Here is a 17,581-nt window from a genome sequence, read left to right as displayed (position 1 = left end):
CGGGCGAGGCGCGCCGCGCCTACGGCCCGCGGCCGTGGGCCGTGCGCAGCTCCCGTGCCTCGGACACGCCCGCGCAGCCCGCGAGGCCCAGCGCGTCCCGTAGTTCATCGGCGAGGAGTTCGAGGACCCGCCGCGCCCCGGCCTCGCCGCCCAGGGCGAGCCCCCAGAGCGGCGGGCGGCCGACCAGGACGCCGCGGGCGCCGAGCGCCAGCGCCCTCAGTACGTCCGTACCGCTGCGGATGCCGCTGTCCAGCAGCACCTCGCAGCGGCCCGACAGGGCCGACACGACCTGCGGCAGCGCGTCCACGCTCGGCACCGCGCCGTCCAGCTGGCGGCCCCCGTGGTTGGAGACCACCACGGCGTCCACCCCGCACTCGGCGGCGCGCACCGCGTCCTCGGCCGCCAGGACGCCCTTGAGGATCAGCGGCAGCCGGGTCCGCGCCCGCAGCGCCGCCACCGACGACCACGTCAAGCCCGCGGAGAACGCCGCGTCGGTGTGGACGGCCAGCGCGGAGACCGGTCCCGCCTGGGCCCGGTGCGCCTGCGAGGGACCGGCGGCGAGGTGGGCGGCGCGCACCTGGTCCGGCAGCGCGAACCGGTTGCGCATGTCCCGCAGCCGCCGCCCCATCCACGGCACGTCGACGGTGAGCACGATCGCCTCCGCGCCGGCGTCCTCGGCCCTGCTCACCAGGGTGAGGGCGTGGCCGGGCTCCCGCAGCCAGTAGAGCTGGAACCAGACGGCCGCGCCGGTCGCGGTGAGCCGCTCGACCGGGACGCTGCTGAGCGTGCTCACGGTGAACGGCACGCCCGCCGCGCGCGCCGCCCGGGCGGCGGCCAGTTCGCCCTCGGGGTGCACGAGACGCTGGTAGGCGACGGGCGCGACCGCCACGGGCATGCGGACCGGGCGGCCGAGCAGCGTGGCCTTTGTGGTGCACCGCGACACGTCCCGCAGGACGCGCGGGACGAGGAAGACCCGGTCGAGGGCGGCGCGGTTCGCGTCGAGCGTCGTCTCCGCGCCGCTGCCACCCGCTATGAAGTCCCGGACGCCGGCGGGCAGGACCGCGGCCGCGGCGCGCTCCACATCGGCGAGGCACCGCACGTCGGCCGGGACCCGCGCTGCCGCGTCAGCGCTGATGGAATCCACGCTGCTTCGTCCGCTCCAGCTCCACGGCTTCGTAGAGCGCCTTGATGTTCGCGCTGCCGAAGGTCTCGGCGCCCTGCCGCTCGATGATCTCGAAGAACAGCGTGCCCCGGGGGTGGTCGGAGGCGGTGAAGATCTGGAAGAGCTGGCCGTCGTGGTCCTCGGCGGCCAGGACGTTCGTCGCCCGCAGGTCCCGCAGCCGCTCCTCGGTCAGCGAGACCCGCCGGCCGAGCAGGTCGTAGTACGACGACGGTGTACGCAGGAACCCGACACCCCGTTCGGAGAGGACCCGCACCGACTCCACCGCGTCGCGCGCGGAGAACGCCAGGTGCTGGACGCCCGCGCCCTGATGACTCTTGAGGAACTCGTCGATCTGTCCGCTCGCGGCCGACGTGTCCGGCTCGATCAGCGTCAGCGTCACCGTGCCCGACACGCTCTGCACGGCCGTCGACTCCATCGCCTGGGCGCCGACGACGATGCGCTCCTCGAAGATCTCCCGGAAGCCGAGGGCGTCGCGGTAGTAGTCCACCATCGGCGCGAGGTCGCCCGCCTGCAGGCACACCGCGATGTGGTCGAGCTCCAACAGGCCGCTGTCCGAAGCCGGTTCGTGGACCGAGGCGGTGGGGACGTACCCTGCGGGCAGCCCCGGACCCTCGCCGGGCTCGCGCCGGACGAGTGTGTGCACGACGTCACCGAAGCCGCGGACCGCCGCGGTGACGGCGGGGCCGCCATCGGTGTGCCGCTCCGGTGACCGGTGCGCGAGGGCGCCCCGCGCGAGCGCCGCGTGGAACGCCGCCTCCGGGTCGGCGGTGCGCAGCGCGATGTCGGCGATACCGTCGCCGTGACCCATCACGTACGCCGACGCGGGGTGCTGGTCCGAGGTCGCCTGCGTGAGGACGAGAGTGATCCGCCCCTGGCGGAGCGCGACGCCGCGATGGTCCGAGGACGTGCTCGTGCCGACCACGCCGAAGGCGTACCGGTCGACCCACGACGACGTCGCCGCGTCCAGGTCTTCCACGTACATCTCGACGTAGTCGATCGACAGGTCATCCAGTGGATTTCCCGCTTCTGATAAAGAGCTCATGAATGTCTCCAGATCCGGAGAGAAATGAGTTTCTGGGACTCTACGATCCGGGCCGCGTATCTGGCTACAAACCAAATGGACGGCCGACTTTGCTGTCCCGAACCGTCCAGAATAAAGTGAGCGGCCTTTCGGTTGATGGGCGATGTCCTTTCGAACGGGTGATGTTCAGTGATGCGCACCATGACCGTCATCGGCACCGGTCTCATCGGCACTTCCGTCGCGCTCGCCGTGAGCGGACGGGGCGTGACGGTTTTCCTGTCCGACCGGGACCCCGGCGCCGCGAGAACGGCCGCGGCCCTCGGCGCCGGTCTGGCGCGGGAACCCGGCGAAACCGTCGACCTGGCCGTGATCGCGGTCCCGCCCAGCCGGGTCGGCGCCGTCCTCACCGAGGCCCAGGAGCGCGGCCTCGCCCGCACGTACACCGACGTGGCGAGCGTGAAGGCCGAGCCCGAACAGGCGGCGCTGCGCCGCGCGCCCGACCCCGCCCGCTACATCGGCGGCCACCCGCTGGCGGGCCGCGAACGCTCGGGCCCGCTGGCCGCCCGCGCCGAGCTGTTCCGGGACCGCAACTGGGTGCTCACACCGTCCCGGCTGACCTCGGACGAGGCCTTCGAGCGGGCCCTGGAACTGGTCGCCCTGTGCGATGCGGTCCCCGTGGTGATGCGCAGTCAGGAACATGACGCGGCCGTGGCCGTGACCTCTCACGTGCCGCACCTGATGGCCAGCCTGATGGCGGCCCGGCTGCGCGAAGGCCCCGCCGGGCTCTCCCGGGTCGCGGGGCAGGGACTGCGCGACGCCACCCGGATCGCCGCCGGCGACTCCCGGCTCTGGAGCGACATCCTCCAGGCCAACGCGGCAGCCGTCGCGGGCGTCCTCAAGGACCTGCACACAGACCTGTCCCGCCTCGTACCGGCGCTGGACGCGCTCGCCCGGCCCGGCGGCGCGGACCGGGACCTCGGGATGCGGACCCTGGTGGACCTGCTCGACCGGGGCATCTCCGGCCTCGCCGGAATCCCGGCGGCCGGGCCCGGCTCCGGCGGCCCCGCCGACGAGGGCGGCGACGGGCACGGGGTGCGGGTGGCGGTCGCGGAGCGCCCCGGAGAGCTGGCGCGGCTCCTCGCCGCGGTCACGGACCTGGGTGTCGCCGCGGAGGACGCCGCCGTCGACACGGCCGGCGGCGGCGCGGGATTCACCGTGCGGTTCGCCGTTCCGGCCCGGACCGCCGACAAACTCGCCGATGTGCTCGGTGCCGAGGGATGGGACGTCGTACGGGAGGGACAGGCGGGGTCCAAGGTTTCCAGCGCGTGAGCGACGCCGTGTCCGATTGCGTCCCGTCATGTCCAAGCGCGCGAATCGGGCGGTTGGACGACGCTGTCGGACCGTCGGGATTTGTGTGACTCTGAGCGTCGATGCCGAATTCACGACAACTGCCGGACGCCGGGGAGAAATTCATGGCGGAGCAGATCGCCGACGAACCTGCGCGTTCCGCGCACGGAGATCACCAGGGCGCTGATTGCGTGCAGGGCAATTCATCGACGGCCGACCACGCATCCGCCGCGAACCTCGACGCCTTCGACCGGATCGGTCTGCGACAGAGCCGGGAGAGCCAACGGCGCCGCCCGGAGCGGAAGGCGAGCGCCGGGCCGCCCGAGACCACCGTGAAGATCCTCGACCGCAGCTGGTCGGCGCCGCTGGTGGTCGGCCCGCTCGACGCCCCGGCGCGCCCCGGCGGCGAACTCGCCGTCGTCAAGGCCGCCGCGGCGGCCGGGCTCCCCGCCGTGGTGAGTGCCTTCGCCGAGCGCACGTTCGCCGAGCTGGCCTCGGCCTGCGACGTCCCGCTCTGGCTGCGGACCTACGCGTTCCGGGACCGGGAGAGGGCACGGCACCTCGCCGGCCGGGCCGAGGACGCCGGGTTCGGGGCGCTGCTCCTCGCACTCGGCGACCGAGACGACGTCCGCGCCAGGCGCGTCGCCGCCCCCGCCGACCTGGGCGTGCCGGGCCCCTTCGACGACGTACGCACGCTGCTTGAGGCCCGCGCCGACTGGTCCGACGTGGCATGGCTGCGCGCGGCCACCGCACTGCCGCTGCTCGTCGCGGGCGTCCGGGACACCGCCGACGCGCGGCGCGCCCTCGACACCGGCGCCGACGGCATCGTCGTCACCGCCCTCGACACGCTCCCGGAGATCACCGAGGCCGTGGCGGGCCGCTGCCCCGTCCTGCTGAGCGGCGGCGTCCGCCGCGGCGCGGACATCCTCGCCGCGGTCGCCTCGGGCGCCGACGCCGTCTTCGCGGGCCGCCCGGTCCTCGACGGACTCCGGGCGGGCGGGCGCGCGGGCGTGACGGAAGCGCTGGACGGCCTCGTCCGCGAGCTGGCCGACGCCATGGCGTTCACCGGCGCCGCCACGGTCACGGAGATCGGCCCCGAAACGATCCGCACCGGCCCGCGCCCGGCGGACGTGGCACCGGCCCGGGCCGCGCAGCCGCTGCGGAAGACCGACCTGCACGCCAGCGTGTCGGACCCTGTCCTGGACACGATGACGTTCCTCAACGAGATCACCTCCCGCTACCCGGAAGCGATCTCCTTCGCGCCGGGCCGCCCGTACGACGGCTTCTTCGACAGCGAGCAGATCTTCACGCACCTGCGCCGGTACCTGAACCACCTCGAAGAACAGGGGAGTTCGCCGCAGCAGGTGCGTACCGCCATGTACCAGTACGGGCCCACCGCCGGCCAGATCCGGGAGATCATCGCCGACTCGCTGCGCGCCGACGAGAACATCGACGTACCGGCCGGGTCCATCGTGGTGACCGTCGGCGCGCAGGAGGCGATGCTCCTCGTGCTGCGCGCCCTCATCACCGGACCCGACGACGTGCTCCTCGTCTCCAGCCCCTGCTACGTCGGCATCACCGGCGCGGCCCGGCTCCTGGACATCGCCGTCACCGCCGTCGAGGAACGCGAGGACGGCATCTCCTGCGCCGACCTGGAAGCGGCGATCAGGGACGAGCGGGCACGCGGCCGCCGCCCCCGCGCCTTCTACGTCGTACCCGACCACTCCAACCCGTCCGGAACCACGATGGGCCCGCGCGCCCGCGCCGAACTCCTCGCACTCGCCGCCCGGCACGGCATCCTCGTACTGGAGGACAGCCCCTACCGTCTGGTGAGCCCCGGCAGGCCGCTGCCGACCCTGAAGTCCATGGACCGCGCGCACACCGTCGTACACCTGGGCTCGTACTCGAAAACGGTGTTCCCCGGCGCCCGGGTGGGCTTCGTCATCGCCGACCAGCCCGTCCTGGACGACGCGGGCCGCACCGGGCTGCTCGCGGACGAACTCGCGAAGATCAAGAGCATGGTGACGGTCAACACGTCGTCGCTCAGCCAGGCCGCCGTGGCGGGCGCGCTCCTCGCGGCGGACGGACGTGTCTCGGAGCTGAACACCGCGGCCGCCGCCTACTACGGCGACGCCATGCGGGCCACGCTCAGGGAGCTGGACCGCCACCTGCCGCAGGCCCGGCGCGAGGCCCTCGGCGTGCGCTGGAACGAACCCACCGGCGGCTTCTTCCTCACCCTGCGCGTGCCGTTCCGCGCCGACAACGCCGCGCTGATCCGCTCGGCGCAGGACTTCGGCGTCATCTGGACGCCCATGACGTACTTCCATCCCGGCGGTGGCGGCCTCCACGGAATCCGCCTCTCGACCAGCTATCTGACGCCCGCCCAGATCGCGGAGGGCACCGCGCGGCTCGCCCGCTTCATCGAGGCACAGAGCCGAATTCACGGCACCACGACACCAGAGGGGACAGCACAGTGACCGGCACCAGCGCCATGCGAGAACCGCGTCGCAGCAAGCCACGTATGTGGGGGTGGACCTTCCGATGACCGTCGACACAGCAGGGCCGACCGTCGACACCGCACCGCCGACCATCGACACAGCACCGACCGGGGTTCTGGACGACATCCGGATGATCGGCGTGGGCACGGCCGTGAGCGCCACCTCCTACTCCCAGCGGGAAGTGCTCGACGCCTTCGGGATCACCGACCCCAAGGTCCGTTCGGTCTTCCTGAACAGCGCCATCGAACGGCGCAACCTCACACTTCCCGCCGAGGACGCCCACGGCGTCCGCGTCCCCGAGTCCCAGGGCGACCTGCTCGACAAGCACAAGGCACTGGCGCTGGAGATGGGCGGCGAGGCCCTGCGCGCCTGCCTGAAGAACGCCGGAGCCGAACTCTCCGACCTGCGCCACCTGTGCTGCGTGACCTCCACCGGCTTCCTCACGCCGGGCCTCAGCGCCCTGCTGATCCGGGACTTGGGCATCGACCGGCACTGCGGCAGGGCCGACATCGTCGGCATGGGCTGCAACGCGGGACTCAACGCCCTGAGCGTGGAAGCCGGCTGGGCGGCCGCCCACCCCGGCGAACTCGCCGTCGTGCTCTGCGTGGAGGCGTGCTCGGCCGCGTACGCGATGGACTCGACGATGCGCACGGCGGTCGTGAACAGCCTCTTCGGCGACGGCGCGGCAGCCGTCGCGCTCCGCGCCGAGCCGCGACCCGAGCGGGGCCCGGACCGTCAAGAGGGCCCGGCCGTCCTGAAGTTCGCCAGCTGCATCATCCCCGACGCCGTCGACGCGATGCGCTACGACTGGGACCGCGACCAGGGCAGGTTCAGCTTCTTCCTCGACCCGCAGATCCCCTACGTCGTGGGCGCGCACGCGGAGATCGTCGTCGACCGCCTGCTGGACGGCACCGGGCTGCGCAGGAGCGACATCCGGCACTGGCTGGTGCACTCCGGTGGCAAGAAGGTCATCGACGCCGTCGTGGTCAACCTCGGGCTGACCCGCCACGACGTACGGCACACCGTCGGTGTGCTGCGCGACCACGGGAATGTGTCCAGCGGCTCGTTCCTCTTCTCCTACGAACGCCTCCTCGAAGAGGAGGCCGCCCGGCCCGGCGAGTACGGAGTGCTCATGACCATGGGTCCGGGCTCCACGATCGAGACGGCGCTGGTCCGATGGTGAGGACGAGCCGACGTCAGGACGAGCCCATGGTGAGGACGGACGGAACCATGAAACCCCTGCGCGCGCTGGAGCTGGACGGCTCCGAGCCCCTCACGGCCACGGCCGTCGAGGCCGTCGCCGACCTCTGCGACCGGGCCGAGGACCGGGACGGCCACGGCATCGCGGTCGTCCATGGCATCGCGGTCCTCCACGTCACCGGGGCGCCGGCCGGCGACTGGACCGGCGGCCTCGACGTCATGCTGGTCACCAAGTGGGAGCGCGCCCTGCGCCGCCTGGAACGGCTGCCCACGGCCACGGTCGCGGCGGCCCGCGGCGACTGCGGCGGCACCGCGCTCGACGCGTTCCTGGCCGCCGACCTCCGCGTGGCCGCCCCGGACACCCGTCTCCTCCTGCCGCGCGACACCACGGCCACCTGGCCCGGCATGGCCGGCTACCGCCTGGTCCAGCTCGCCGGGGCGGCGCGGGTCCGCAAGGCCGTCCTGTTCGGCCACCCCATCGAGGCCGCCGAGGCGCTGGCGCTGGGCATCGTCGACGAACTGGCCGACGACCCCGCGGGCGCCGTGAGCGCCGCGGCGCGACTGACGGACGGCCTGTCCGGCAGGGAACTGGCCATCCGGCGGCAGCTGCTGTTCGACGCCGCGACGACCAGCTTCGAGGACGCCCTCGGCGCACACCTCGCGGCCTGCGACCGCGCCCTGCGGCAGGGGGCCGACGAGGAGGTGGCGGCCTCGTGACGACCGTCCACCACACCACCGCCGAGGCGGGCGGCCGGCCCGGGCCCCGCGCACGGCCCGCGCCATCGGAGCGCGACGACGTCAGGGACATCTGGTCGGCCCTGGCCGCCTCCTCCGGAGCCGTCGCCCGCGTCGACGAACTGGCGGCGGCCCTGCCGGAGCCGCCCGCCCGCACGCCCGGCGAGCGGGCCGGGATGACCGCCGCCAAGGACGCGGCCCGCGCGCTGCGGGCCGCCTTCCTCGACACGCACGCCGACGCCGTGTACGACCGGCTGACCACCGGCCGCACCGCGTCCTTGCGGATCGACGAACTTCTCGACGCCGCCGCCGCCGAGCTCCCCGGCCTGGTGCCCGACGAGGCCCGGCTCGCGTCCGAGCGGAGCAGGCCCCAGGCCGCCAAGGAAGGCCACGAGATCGACCAGGGCATCTTCCTGCGCGCGGTGCTCCGCTCACCGACCGCGGGCCCGCACCTGCTCGACGCCATGCTCCGCCCGACGCGGCGCGCCCTCGACCTGCTCGCCGAGTTCACCGCCACCGGCGTGGTGCGGATGGAGTCCCTGCGCCTGGAACGGAGCGACGACGGCGTGGCCCGGCTGACCATGTGCCGCGACGACCGGCTGAACGCCGAGGACACCCGCCAGGTCGACGACATGGAGACCGCCGTCGACCTCGCCCTGCTCGACCCGGCCGTACGGGTCGGACTGCTGCGCGGCGGCGAGATGAGCCACCCGCGCCACCGCGGCAGGCGCGTGTTCGGCGCCGGCATCAACCTCAAGAGCCTCAGCTCCGGCGACATCCCGCTGGTCGGCTTCCTGCTGCGACGCGAACTCGGCTACCTCCACAAGCTCCTCCGCGGCGTGCTCACCGACCACCCCGGCCAGTGGCACTCGCCCCGCGTGGAGAAGCCCTGGGTCGCAGCCGTGGACGGCTTCGCCATCGGCGGTGGCGCCCAGGTCCTGCTGGTCTGCGACCACGTGCTCGCCGCCTCCGACGCCTACCTCAGCCTGCCCGCGGCCAAGGAGGGCATCATCCCCGGCGTCGCCAACTTCCGGTTCAGCCGGTACGTGGGCCCCCGCTTCGCCCGGCAGGTCATCCTCGGAGGCCGCAGGATCCGGGCGGCCGAACCCGCGGCCCGGCTCCTGGTCGACGAGGTCGTGGAACCCGAGGAGATGGACGCCGCCGTCGAGCGCGCCCTGGCACGGCTCGACGGCGCCGCGGTGCTCGCCAACCGCCGCATGCTCAACCTCGCCGAGGAACCACCGGACGCGTTCCGCGCATACATGGCGGAGTTCGCGCTCCAGCAGGCCCTGCGGATCTACGGCCAGGACGTCATCGACAAGGTCGGCCGGTTCGCCGCAGGCTGAAGGGACCCTCATGCCGATCGTCCGGAAGGACGGAATCCAACTCTCCTACGACGAGTACGGCGCCGGAGAGCCGGTCGTCATGGTCACCGGCACCGGCGCGCCCGGCCGGATGTGGCGCACCCACCAGGTGCCCGCCCTGACACGGGCGGGCTACCGGGTGATCACGCTCGACAACCGGGGCATCCCGCCCAGCGACCCCTGCCCCGAGGGATTCACCCTCGCCGACATGGCGGCGGACATCGCGCGCCTCATCGAGCACCTGGGCGCGGGCGCGTGCCGGGTCGTCGGATACTCCCTGGGCGCGATCGCGGTCCAGGAACTGCTCCTGGCCCGCCCCGAACTCGTGCACCAGGCCGTCCTGATGGCGACCAGCGGACGAACGGACGCGCTGACCGCCGCCATGACGGCCGCCGACCTCGAACTCGCCGAGGGCCACGGCAAGTTGCCGCCGCGCTTCGCGGCCTATGTGCAGGCCGTCCAGAACCTCTCGCCGCGCACCCTCAACGACGAGGAGCGGCTGCGGGACTGGCTCGCCGTCTTCGAGATGTCGGCCGCGGACCTGACGGGCATACGCGGCCAGCTCGCACTCCAGCTGGTACCGGACCGCCTCGAAGCGTATCGGCGGATCAGCCGGCCGTGCCTGGTCATCGGTTTCCAGGACGACCTGGTCATCCGCCCGCGGCTGTCCCGCGAGGTCGCCGACAGCATTCCGGGCAGCGACCACGCGGAGATCCCCGGATGCGGCCACTACGGATATCTGGAGAGGCCCACCGCCGTGAATTCGCTGATCACTGACTTCTTCGCCGGCCGAAGGCCGTGAATTGCGCCCAGGCGCCATGCATTTACTGGACGGCCTTGTCGGCCCGCAAGGGCCCGGCTAGCGTGAAACACATCCTACGGAAATTGATCGGAGTGGTCATGCCGAACCCGTTCGACGACGAAAACGGCACCTTCCTGGTTCTCGTCAACGACGAGAACCAGCATTCACTCTGGCCTTCCTTCGCGGAAGTGCCGGCCGGTTGGAAGACCGTCTTCGGCGAAGACACGCGCAAGGCCTGCCTGGAGTACATAGAGGAGAACTGGACGGACATCCGTCCCAAGAGCCTCATCGACGAGATGGACAAGTACGAAGCCGCCGGCTAGACGCGCCCGGATCGCAACGACAACGAAAACAGGAGGTTTTCGTGGCCATGATCGGTGGCCCGGGGCCGGTGATAATGAGCGGTATGGGGCCGGACGAGCCGGTGACCAAACAGCGAATCAAGCCCGGCACGGCGAAACGCGTCATCCCCTACACAAAACCGTATCGGCTCAACATCGTGCTCCTCCTGGCCATCACCGCGCTCAACGCGATCAATGTGGTGGCCACGCCCATCCTGTTCATGTACCTCATCGACAACGGCATCGTCGAGCGCAACACCTCGGTGGTCGTGTGGATCTCCGTCGCGGTCGCCGGCATCGCGCTGCTGAGCACGGCGCTCGGGTTCGCGGAGGCCTGGTACTCGGGCCGGATCAGCGAGGGGCTCATCTACGACCTCCGCACCAAGATCTTCGACCATGTGCAGCGGCAGCCGCTGGCGTTCTTCACCCGCGCGCAGACAGGGTCGCTCGTCAGCAGGCTGAACACCGACGTGGTCGGCGCCCAACAGGCCGTCACGACCCTGCTGTCCACGGTGGCCTCCGCAGGGCTGACGCTGATCCTCGTACTGATCACGATGTTCTATCTGTCCTGGGTGGTCACACTGATCTCCCTGGTGATCATCCCGCTGTTCATCCTGCCCGGAAAGCTCGTCGGCGGGCGGTTGCAGCGGATCATGCGGGAGCACATGCAGGTCAACGCCGAGGTCGGCTCGTTCATGAGCGAGCGCTTCAACGTGACCGGTGCCCTGCTGGCCAAGCTGTACGGCCGTCCCGCGGGCGAGACGGGCATGTTCTCCGGGCTGGCCGCCAGGGGCCGTGACCTCGGAGTCCAGACCGCCGTCTACGGAAAGATGCTCTTCCTGACGATGATGCTGGTGGGCTCGCTGGCCACCGCGCTCGTCTACGGCCTGGGCGGCAGCCTCGTCATCGAAGGCACCTTCCAGATCGGCACGCTCGTGGCGCTGGCCACCCTGCTCACCCGGCTCATGGGGCCCATCAACCAGCTCGCCGGCGCGCAGACGAGCGTACTGACCGCGCTCGTCAGCTTCGACCGGCTCTTCGAGATCCTCGACCTCAAGCCGCTGATCTCCGAGAAGCCGGGCGCCGTGCCCCTGCCCGCCACGGGCGACGGCGGAGGGGCGCCGGAGATCGAGTTCGACGGGGTGTCCTTCCGCTACCCGAGGGCCGCCGACGTCTCGCTCGCCTCGCTGGAGTCCATCGCCCTGCCCATGCAGGAACGCACGCAGAACACCTGGACCCTGAGCGACCTGACCTTCACCGCGCCCGCGGGCAAACTGACCGCGCTGGTCGGCCCGTCCGGGGCCGGCAAGACGACGATCACCCACCTGGTGCCGCGGCTGTACGACCCGGTCGAGGGCGCCATCAGGATCGGCGGCCACGACCTCCGCGACGTCACGCTCCAGTCGCTGAACGACACCGTCGGCATGGTCACCCAGGACGCGCACCTCTTCCACGCGACCATCCGCGACAACCTGACCTACGCGCGGCCCGACGCCACCGAGCAGGAACTGATCGACGCGTGCAAGGCGGCACAGATCTGGGGCCTGATCGAATCGCTCCCCGACGGCTTCGACACCGTCGTCGGAGACCGCGGCTACCGGTTCTCCGGCGGTGAGAAACAGCGCGTGGCCATGGCCCGCCTGCTGCTCAAGGCCCCGCCCATCGTCGTACTCGACGAGGCCACCGCACATCTGGACTCCGAGTCCGAAGCGGCCCTGCAACTGGCCCTGAAGACCGCGCTGCGCGGGCGGACCTCACTCGTGATCGCCCACCGGCTCTCCACCATCCGGGACGCCGACCAGATCCTGGTCGTCGACAAGGGCCGCGTCCAGGAACGCGGCACGCACGAGGAACTGATGGAGCTGAACGGGCTCTACGCGGAGCTGTACCGCACGCAGTTCTCCCGCCAGCCGTCCAAGAACGGCGACGCGCCGGTGCCCGAGCCGGTCGGTGGACCGCAGGGCCCTGGCCGCGTCATCAACGGTGGCCCCGGCGGTCCCGGTGGTCCCGGCGGCCCCATGACGGTCGCGGGGCCACCTGGCGCCTTCCAGGGGCCGCAGCCCCCGGGGGTCTACTACGCACCAGGTCCTGGCCCTGGTGGCCCGGGTCCCGGTCCCGGCCCCGGTGGTCCGCCGGGTGGTCCCCATGGGGGCCCGCCGCCCCCGGGCCACGGATGAGCCCGCCCGCTCACCGCACGGAACACGGCATCCGCGACGCGCTCTGCGCGTCGCGGATGCCGTGCTGCCGCGAACAGCCCTCCTGAGGGCGCGGCGCGCCGGTAGCCTGGACGGCGGATGCGCTTCGTGCGGGGCCGCGGCGGTGCCGTCGGCCACGACGAGACCATCGCCCGCTGTGGGAACCGGACTTGACGATGTGATGTGAGATGCCGATGCGTCTGCCCAGCTCGCCCCGCGCGGCCAGGTTCCGGGCCTGGGCGGCCTCCCGTCTCCTGCCCAAGCGGGTCCGCATGCGGCTCACACTGCTGTACGGTTCGCTGTTCGTCGTGTCCGGCGCCGTCCTGCTGACGATCACCTATCTGCTGGTCAGCCGCTCCAACGGCATGTACCTCTTCAGCCGCGGCGGGTCCGGCACACCCGCGCCGGACGGCGTCCACATGTATACGGGCAGCACGTCGGCCGCGCTGGACAGCGTCGCCGAGGCCCGCCGCCAGCAGGCGATGCGCCAGCACGAGCTGGAGATGAGCCGCCTGCTGATCGAGTCCGGCGTCGCACTGGCGATCATGTCGGTGATCGCGATCGGCCTCGGCTGGTTCGTCGCGGGGCGGGTGCTGCGGCCGCTGCGCACGATGACCTCCACCATCCAGCGGATCTCCGCCCACAACGTGCACCAACGGCTGGCCGTCGAGGGCCCCGGCGACGAGCTGAAGGGCCTGGCCGACACGGTCGACGGGCTGCTCGGCCGGCTGGAAGGCGCGTTGGACTCCCACAAACGCTTCGTGGCCAATGCCGCGCATGAACTGCGTACTCCGCTGACCGTCGAACACGCGCTCCTTGAGGAGTCGCTGATCGACCGCGACGCCACCGTCGAGTCGTTCCGGTCCAACTTCGAACGGCTGCTGGTCCTGAGCGAGCAGCAGGCGCGGCTCCTGGAGTCGCTGCTGACCCTGTCCAGCAGCGAACGCGGCCTGGACCGCCGGGAGCCGTTGGAGCTGGCGGAGCTGGCGAGGAAGGCGGTGCTGGGCTGCCGCGAGCAGGCGGAGCGGCGAGGGCTGCGGATGGACGCGGCGACCGAGGCCGCGGGCACCTGGGGCGACAGGGCGCTGATCGAACGCCTGGTGGCCAACCTCATCGACAACGCCATCGGTTACAACGTGCCCGACGGGTGGGTGAAGGTCGTCACCCGCGTCGAGGGCGACAGCGCCGTCGTCCGGGTGGCCAACTCCGGCAACCGGATTCCGCCGGACCGGGTGAGCCGGCTGTTCGAGCCGTTCCAGCGGCTCGACCGCACCGCGGGCGACGGCCACCACGGCCTCGGCCTGTCCATCGTGCGCTCCATCGCGGCGGCCCACGGCGCGACCCTGAACGCGCACGCCCGGTCGGATGGCGGTCTCGTCGTGGAGGTCGCCTTCCCGCTGCAGGCGGCGGAACGCCGGCAGACCCGGCACCAGCAGAACGGTGGGGGGCATCGCCTGCCCCAGGCCGCCTCCGTGACGGCCGCGGGCGGCTCCTCCTCCGGATGACCCCGTCTCCGGGTGGCTTCGCCTTCCGCCGTCACCGCGGACGCTCGCCTCAATTCCCCTCTCGGGCATAGCATCGAATTCACCGCGCTTGTTATGCGCCTGCCCTGTGTCCAAGCGCGCAAGGTGCGCGGTTGGACGGCTCGGGAATAAATAGCCGACGCGGCGGATCGCTCGGCGAGGGGGAAAGATGAACGGCAAAGCTGGTCGCACTCTGCCCTTGTTCGATTCCCAGGAAGGAATCTGGCTGGCGCAGCGCGTGGAAGGCTCCCGTCGGATGTACAGCGTCGGCCAGTACGTCGAGATATCAGGACGGGTTGACGAGCGGGTATTCGAGCGGGCGTTGCGGCAGGTAGTCGCCGAAACGGAAATCCTCCAGGTGCGATTCGTGGAAGACGGCGACAAGGTTTCACAAGTCACCGCCCCGGAGAATCTCCCCTCCCCTCTTCTGCACTACGTCGATCTCGGCGATCTCGGCGATCTCGGCGATCTCAGCGACGTCGGCGATTCCCGGACGGCTGCCGAAGAATGGATGCGGGCGGAACTGCGCCAGGAGACGGGCCCGCACGCCGGTCACCCCTTCTCCTACGTCCTGTTCCGACTGGCTCCTGACCGGCACATCTGGTTCCAGCGCTACGACCACCTGCTGATGGACGCCTTCGGGTGTTCCCTCGTGGCCCGTCGCTTCGCGGACGTCTACTCGGCGATGCTGCGCGGGCAGTCCCCGGAACCGGCCGGACACGCCTCGCTGGGCGACCTCCTCCAGGAGGAGTCCGCGTACCGCGCCTCGGAGCGGTACGCCCTCGACCGGCAGTACTGGCTCGACCATTTCGCCGACCGTCCGGGCCTGGCCACCATCCCCGGACACGGCCCCGGTCCGGCCGCCCGGCCCGAGAACGCGCGCGAGGTCCTGCGCGAGACGGGCCACCTGACGCCTTCCACCGTCGAGGCCCTGCGCGCGGCGGCTGCCCGTGCCGAGGTGAGCTGGCCCCGGCTCGTCGTCGCGGCGGTCGCCGCCTTCACGGGCCGGTTGACCGGATCGGACGAGGCCGTCCTGAGCCTGCCGGTCTCCGGCCGCGTGAGCGACCAGGCGCGACGGACCCCCTGCACGATGGCGAACATGCTTCCCCTCCGGCTGCCCGTGGCCGCCGGCATGAGCCTCGTGGACCTGGCGCGGGAGGCGGCGCGCGAGATCGGCGGCCTCCTCGACCACCAGGCCTTCCGAGGAGAGCGGCTGCGCCGCGAACTCAACTGGCCGATGGGCGACCGATGGCACTTCGGCCCCTCCGTCAACGTCATGCCGATGGCCGGCGAGATTCTGCGGTTCGGCGAGCACCGGGGCACCGTGCGCGACCTTTCGAGTCGACGGGTCGAGGACTTCGGCGTGCTGGTGAGCGGCTGGTCCGAGGACGAGGGCATGCGGGTCACCTTCGAAGCCAACCCCGCGCTCCACCACCGTGACTGGCTCCGGGCGGTACACCGGTCGTTCCTGACGTTCCTGGAGAAGGCGGTGCGGGACCCGTCGGTGCCGGTGGGCCGTGTCGAGGCGGTGGACGGGGCGGAGCGTGACGCGCTGGTGGAGGGCCGACACGCCCCCCGGCGGCCGCCGGCCGCGGACTCGGTGCCCGCCTTGCTGGCCCGCCAGCTCGGCTGGTCCATGGACGCGGTAGCGGTCGTCGACGGCGAACAGTCTCTGACGTACGGGGGGTTGGACGCGGCGGCCGGCCGGTTCGCGTCGTACCTGGCGGGTGTCGGAGTGCGGCGCGGGGATCGGGTCGCGGTGGTGATGGAGCGCTCCGCGGACCTGATCGTCGCCCTGCTGGGGGTGTGGCGGGCGGGCGCGGCGTTCGTGCCGGTGGACGTGGAGTATCCGGCTGAGCGGGTGACGTTCCTGCTGGCCGACTCGGACCCGGCGGCGGTGGTCTGCACCGAGGCGTACCGGGACGCGATCCCCGTGGACACCCACGGGGAGCCGGTGGTCCTCGACGACCCCCGGGTACGGGCAGCCGTCGCCGCGTGCCGGATCGACGGCCCCGCGGTCCCGGTGGGCGCGGAGGACCTGGCGTACGTGATGTACACGTCGGGCTCGTCGGGGGTGCCGAAAGGCGTGGCGGTGGCGCACGGAGGTGTGGCGGCGCTGGTGAACTCCGACTCGGGCTGGTCGGTGGGCGCGGGCGACACGGTGTTGATGCACGCCCCGCACGCCTTCGACGTGTCGTTGTTCGAGGTGTGGGTGCCACTGGTCGCGGGTGGCCGTGTGGTGATCGCCGAACCGGGTGTGGTGGACGCGGGGCGGGTCCGCGCGGCGATCGCGGACGGTGTGTCGGCGCTGCATGTCACGGCGGGGATGTTCCGGGTGCTCGCGGAGGAGTCCCCGGAGTGTTTCACCGGCCTCGGCGAGGTGTTGACGGGCGGTGACGTGGTGCCGGCCGGTGCGGTGGCACGGGTGCGGGAGGCGTGCCCGGAGGTGACGGTGCGCCATCTGTACGGGCCGACGGAGATCACGCTGTGCGCGACGTGGCATGTGGTGCCGGTGGGTGCGGCGAGCACTCCGGTGCTGCCGATCGGCCGCCCGCTGGCCAACCGTCGGGTGTACGTGCTGGACGCGGCGCTCCAGCCGGTCCCGGCCGGTGTGGTGGGCGAGCTGTATGTGGCGGGGGCGGGTCTGGCGCGGGGCTATCTCGGGCGCTCGGGGCCGACGGCGGAGCGGTTCGTGGCGTGCCCGTTCGGTGCCGGCGGGCGGATGTACCGCACCGGTGACCTGGTGCGGTGGTCGGCCGATGGCGAGCTGTCGTTCGTCGGGCGTGCGGACGAGCAGGTGAAGGTCCGCGGGTTCCGGGTGGAGCCCGGCGAGGTCGAGTCGGTCCTCGCCGGGCACGAATCGGTGGCCCAGGCGGTCGTGGTGGCCCGCCAGGACGGCGGTCCCGGCGGCTTCGGCGGTCCCGGTGGTCCCGGTGGCCCTGGCGGGGACAAGCGGCTGGTCGGCTACGTCGTACCGAACGGGCAGCGGGACGCGGACCCCCGGCTGCTGCGGGACCACGTGGCGAGGGCGCTCCCGGAGTACATGGTCCCGTCGGCGGTACTGGTCCTCGACGCGCTGCCCCTCACCGCGAACGGGAAACTCGACCGGGCCGCCCTGCCGTCCCCCGACTTCATGAGCGCGGGAAGTGGCCGTGCACCCGCGACACCCGTGGAGGAAGTGCTGTGCGGGCTGTTCGGCGAGGTCCTTGGCCTGGGGCGGGTCGGCGCCGATGTGTCGTTCTTCGATCTGGGCGGGGATTCGCTGCTGGGGATGCGGCTGATCTCCCGTGTGCGTGCGGTGCTTGATGTGGAGGTGGGGATCGGTGAGTTGTTCGGTGCGCCGACGGTGGCGGGGTTGGCGCGGCTTGTGCG

General features: G+C 72.0%; 12 protein-coding genes. 10 read left to right on the top strand and 2 right to left on the bottom strand.

The annotated features are described in order from the left end of the window. Nucleotides 1-19: 19 nt before the first annotated feature. Nucleotides 20-1,135, bottom strand: a complete 1,116-nt coding sequence (locus ACWDZ7_RS02595) for an alpha-hydroxy acid oxidase (RefSeq protein ID WP_451794751.1) — start codon at nucleotides 1,133-1,135, stop codon at nucleotides 20-22. Next, a complete protein-coding gene (gene hppD, locus ACWDZ7_RS02590; RefSeq protein ID WP_451794183.1) occupies nucleotides 1,125-2,225 on the bottom strand; it encodes a 4-hydroxyphenylpyruvate dioxygenase in 1,101 nt (366 codons plus the stop codon). The genes ACWDZ7_RS02595 and hppD overlap by 11 nt, the downstream gene beginning before the upstream one ends. A gap of 171 nt (nucleotides 2,226-2,396) precedes the next feature. Here hppD and ACWDZ7_RS02585 point away from each other — a divergent pair, with 171 nt between their 5' ends. From ACWDZ7_RS02585 to ACWDZ7_RS02540, 10 genes are all read left to right on the top strand, one after another. Next, nucleotides 2,397-3,533: a prephenate dehydrogenase gene (locus ACWDZ7_RS02585; RefSeq protein ID WP_451794182.1), complete on the top strand. Its 1,137-nt coding sequence runs from the start codon at nucleotides 2,397-2,399 to the stop codon at nucleotides 3,531-3,533. 101 nt (nucleotides 3,534-3,634) lie between these two features. Then, nucleotides 3,635-6,028, top strand: a complete 2,394-nt coding sequence (locus ACWDZ7_RS02580) for an aminotransferase class I/II-fold pyridoxal phosphate-dependent enzyme (protein ID WP_451794181.1) — start codon at nucleotides 3,635-3,637, stop codon at nucleotides 6,026-6,028. Nucleotides 6,029-6,179: 151 nt separating this feature from the next. Then, nucleotides 6,180-7,232, top strand: a complete 1,053-nt coding sequence (dpgA, locus tag ACWDZ7_RS02575) for a 3,5-dihydroxyphenylacetyl-CoA synthase DpgA (protein ID WP_451794749.1) — start codon at nucleotides 6,180-6,182, stop codon at nucleotides 7,230-7,232. 47 nt (nucleotides 7,233-7,279) lie between these two features. Further along, on the top strand, nucleotides 7,280-7,966 hold the full coding sequence (dpgB, locus tag ACWDZ7_RS02570; RefSeq protein WP_451794179.1) for an enoyl-CoA-hydratase DpgB: 687 nt from the start codon (nucleotides 7,280-7,282) through the stop codon (nucleotides 7,964-7,966). Nucleotides 7,967-8,055: 89 nt separating this feature from the next. Then, nucleotides 8,056-9,330: a (3,5-dihydroxyphenyl)acetyl-CoA 1,2-dioxygenase DpgC gene (dpgC, locus tag ACWDZ7_RS02565; RefSeq protein WP_451794747.1), complete on the top strand. Its 1,275-nt coding sequence runs from the start codon at nucleotides 8,056-8,058 to the stop codon at nucleotides 9,328-9,330. A gap of 10 nt (nucleotides 9,331-9,340) precedes the next feature. Beyond that, a complete protein-coding gene (locus ACWDZ7_RS02560) occupies nucleotides 9,341-10,150 on the top strand; it encodes an alpha/beta fold hydrolase (RefSeq protein ID WP_451794178.1) in 810 nt (269 codons plus the stop codon). Between the two features lie 98 nt (nucleotides 10,151-10,248). After that, complete coding sequence (locus ACWDZ7_RS02555; RefSeq protein ID WP_451794176.1) at nucleotides 10,249-10,473, top strand: MbtH family protein; 225 nt, start codon at nucleotides 10,249-10,251, stop codon at nucleotides 10,471-10,473. A gap of 47 nt (nucleotides 10,474-10,520) precedes the next feature. Beyond that, complete coding sequence (locus ACWDZ7_RS02550) at nucleotides 10,521-12,668, top strand: ABC transporter ATP-binding protein (RefSeq protein ID WP_451794745.1); 2,148 nt, start codon at nucleotides 10,521-10,523, stop codon at nucleotides 12,666-12,668. Nucleotides 12,669-12,874: 206 nt separating this feature from the next. After that, a complete protein-coding gene (locus tag ACWDZ7_RS02545) occupies nucleotides 12,875-14,191 on the top strand; it encodes a sensor histidine kinase (protein ID WP_451794174.1) in 1,317 nt (438 codons plus the stop codon). 187 nt (nucleotides 14,192-14,378) lie between these two features. Then, nucleotides 14,379-17,581, top strand: a 3,203-nt coding sequence (locus ACWDZ7_RS02540) for an amino acid adenylation domain-containing protein (protein ID WP_451794173.1), incomplete at its 3' end; no start/stop codon positions are given.

This window comes from Streptomyces sp. NPDC003032 (assembly GCF_053591415.1).
Note: the sequence above shows the minus strand (reverse complement) of the source record. Positions and strands in the feature narration are given on the sequence as shown.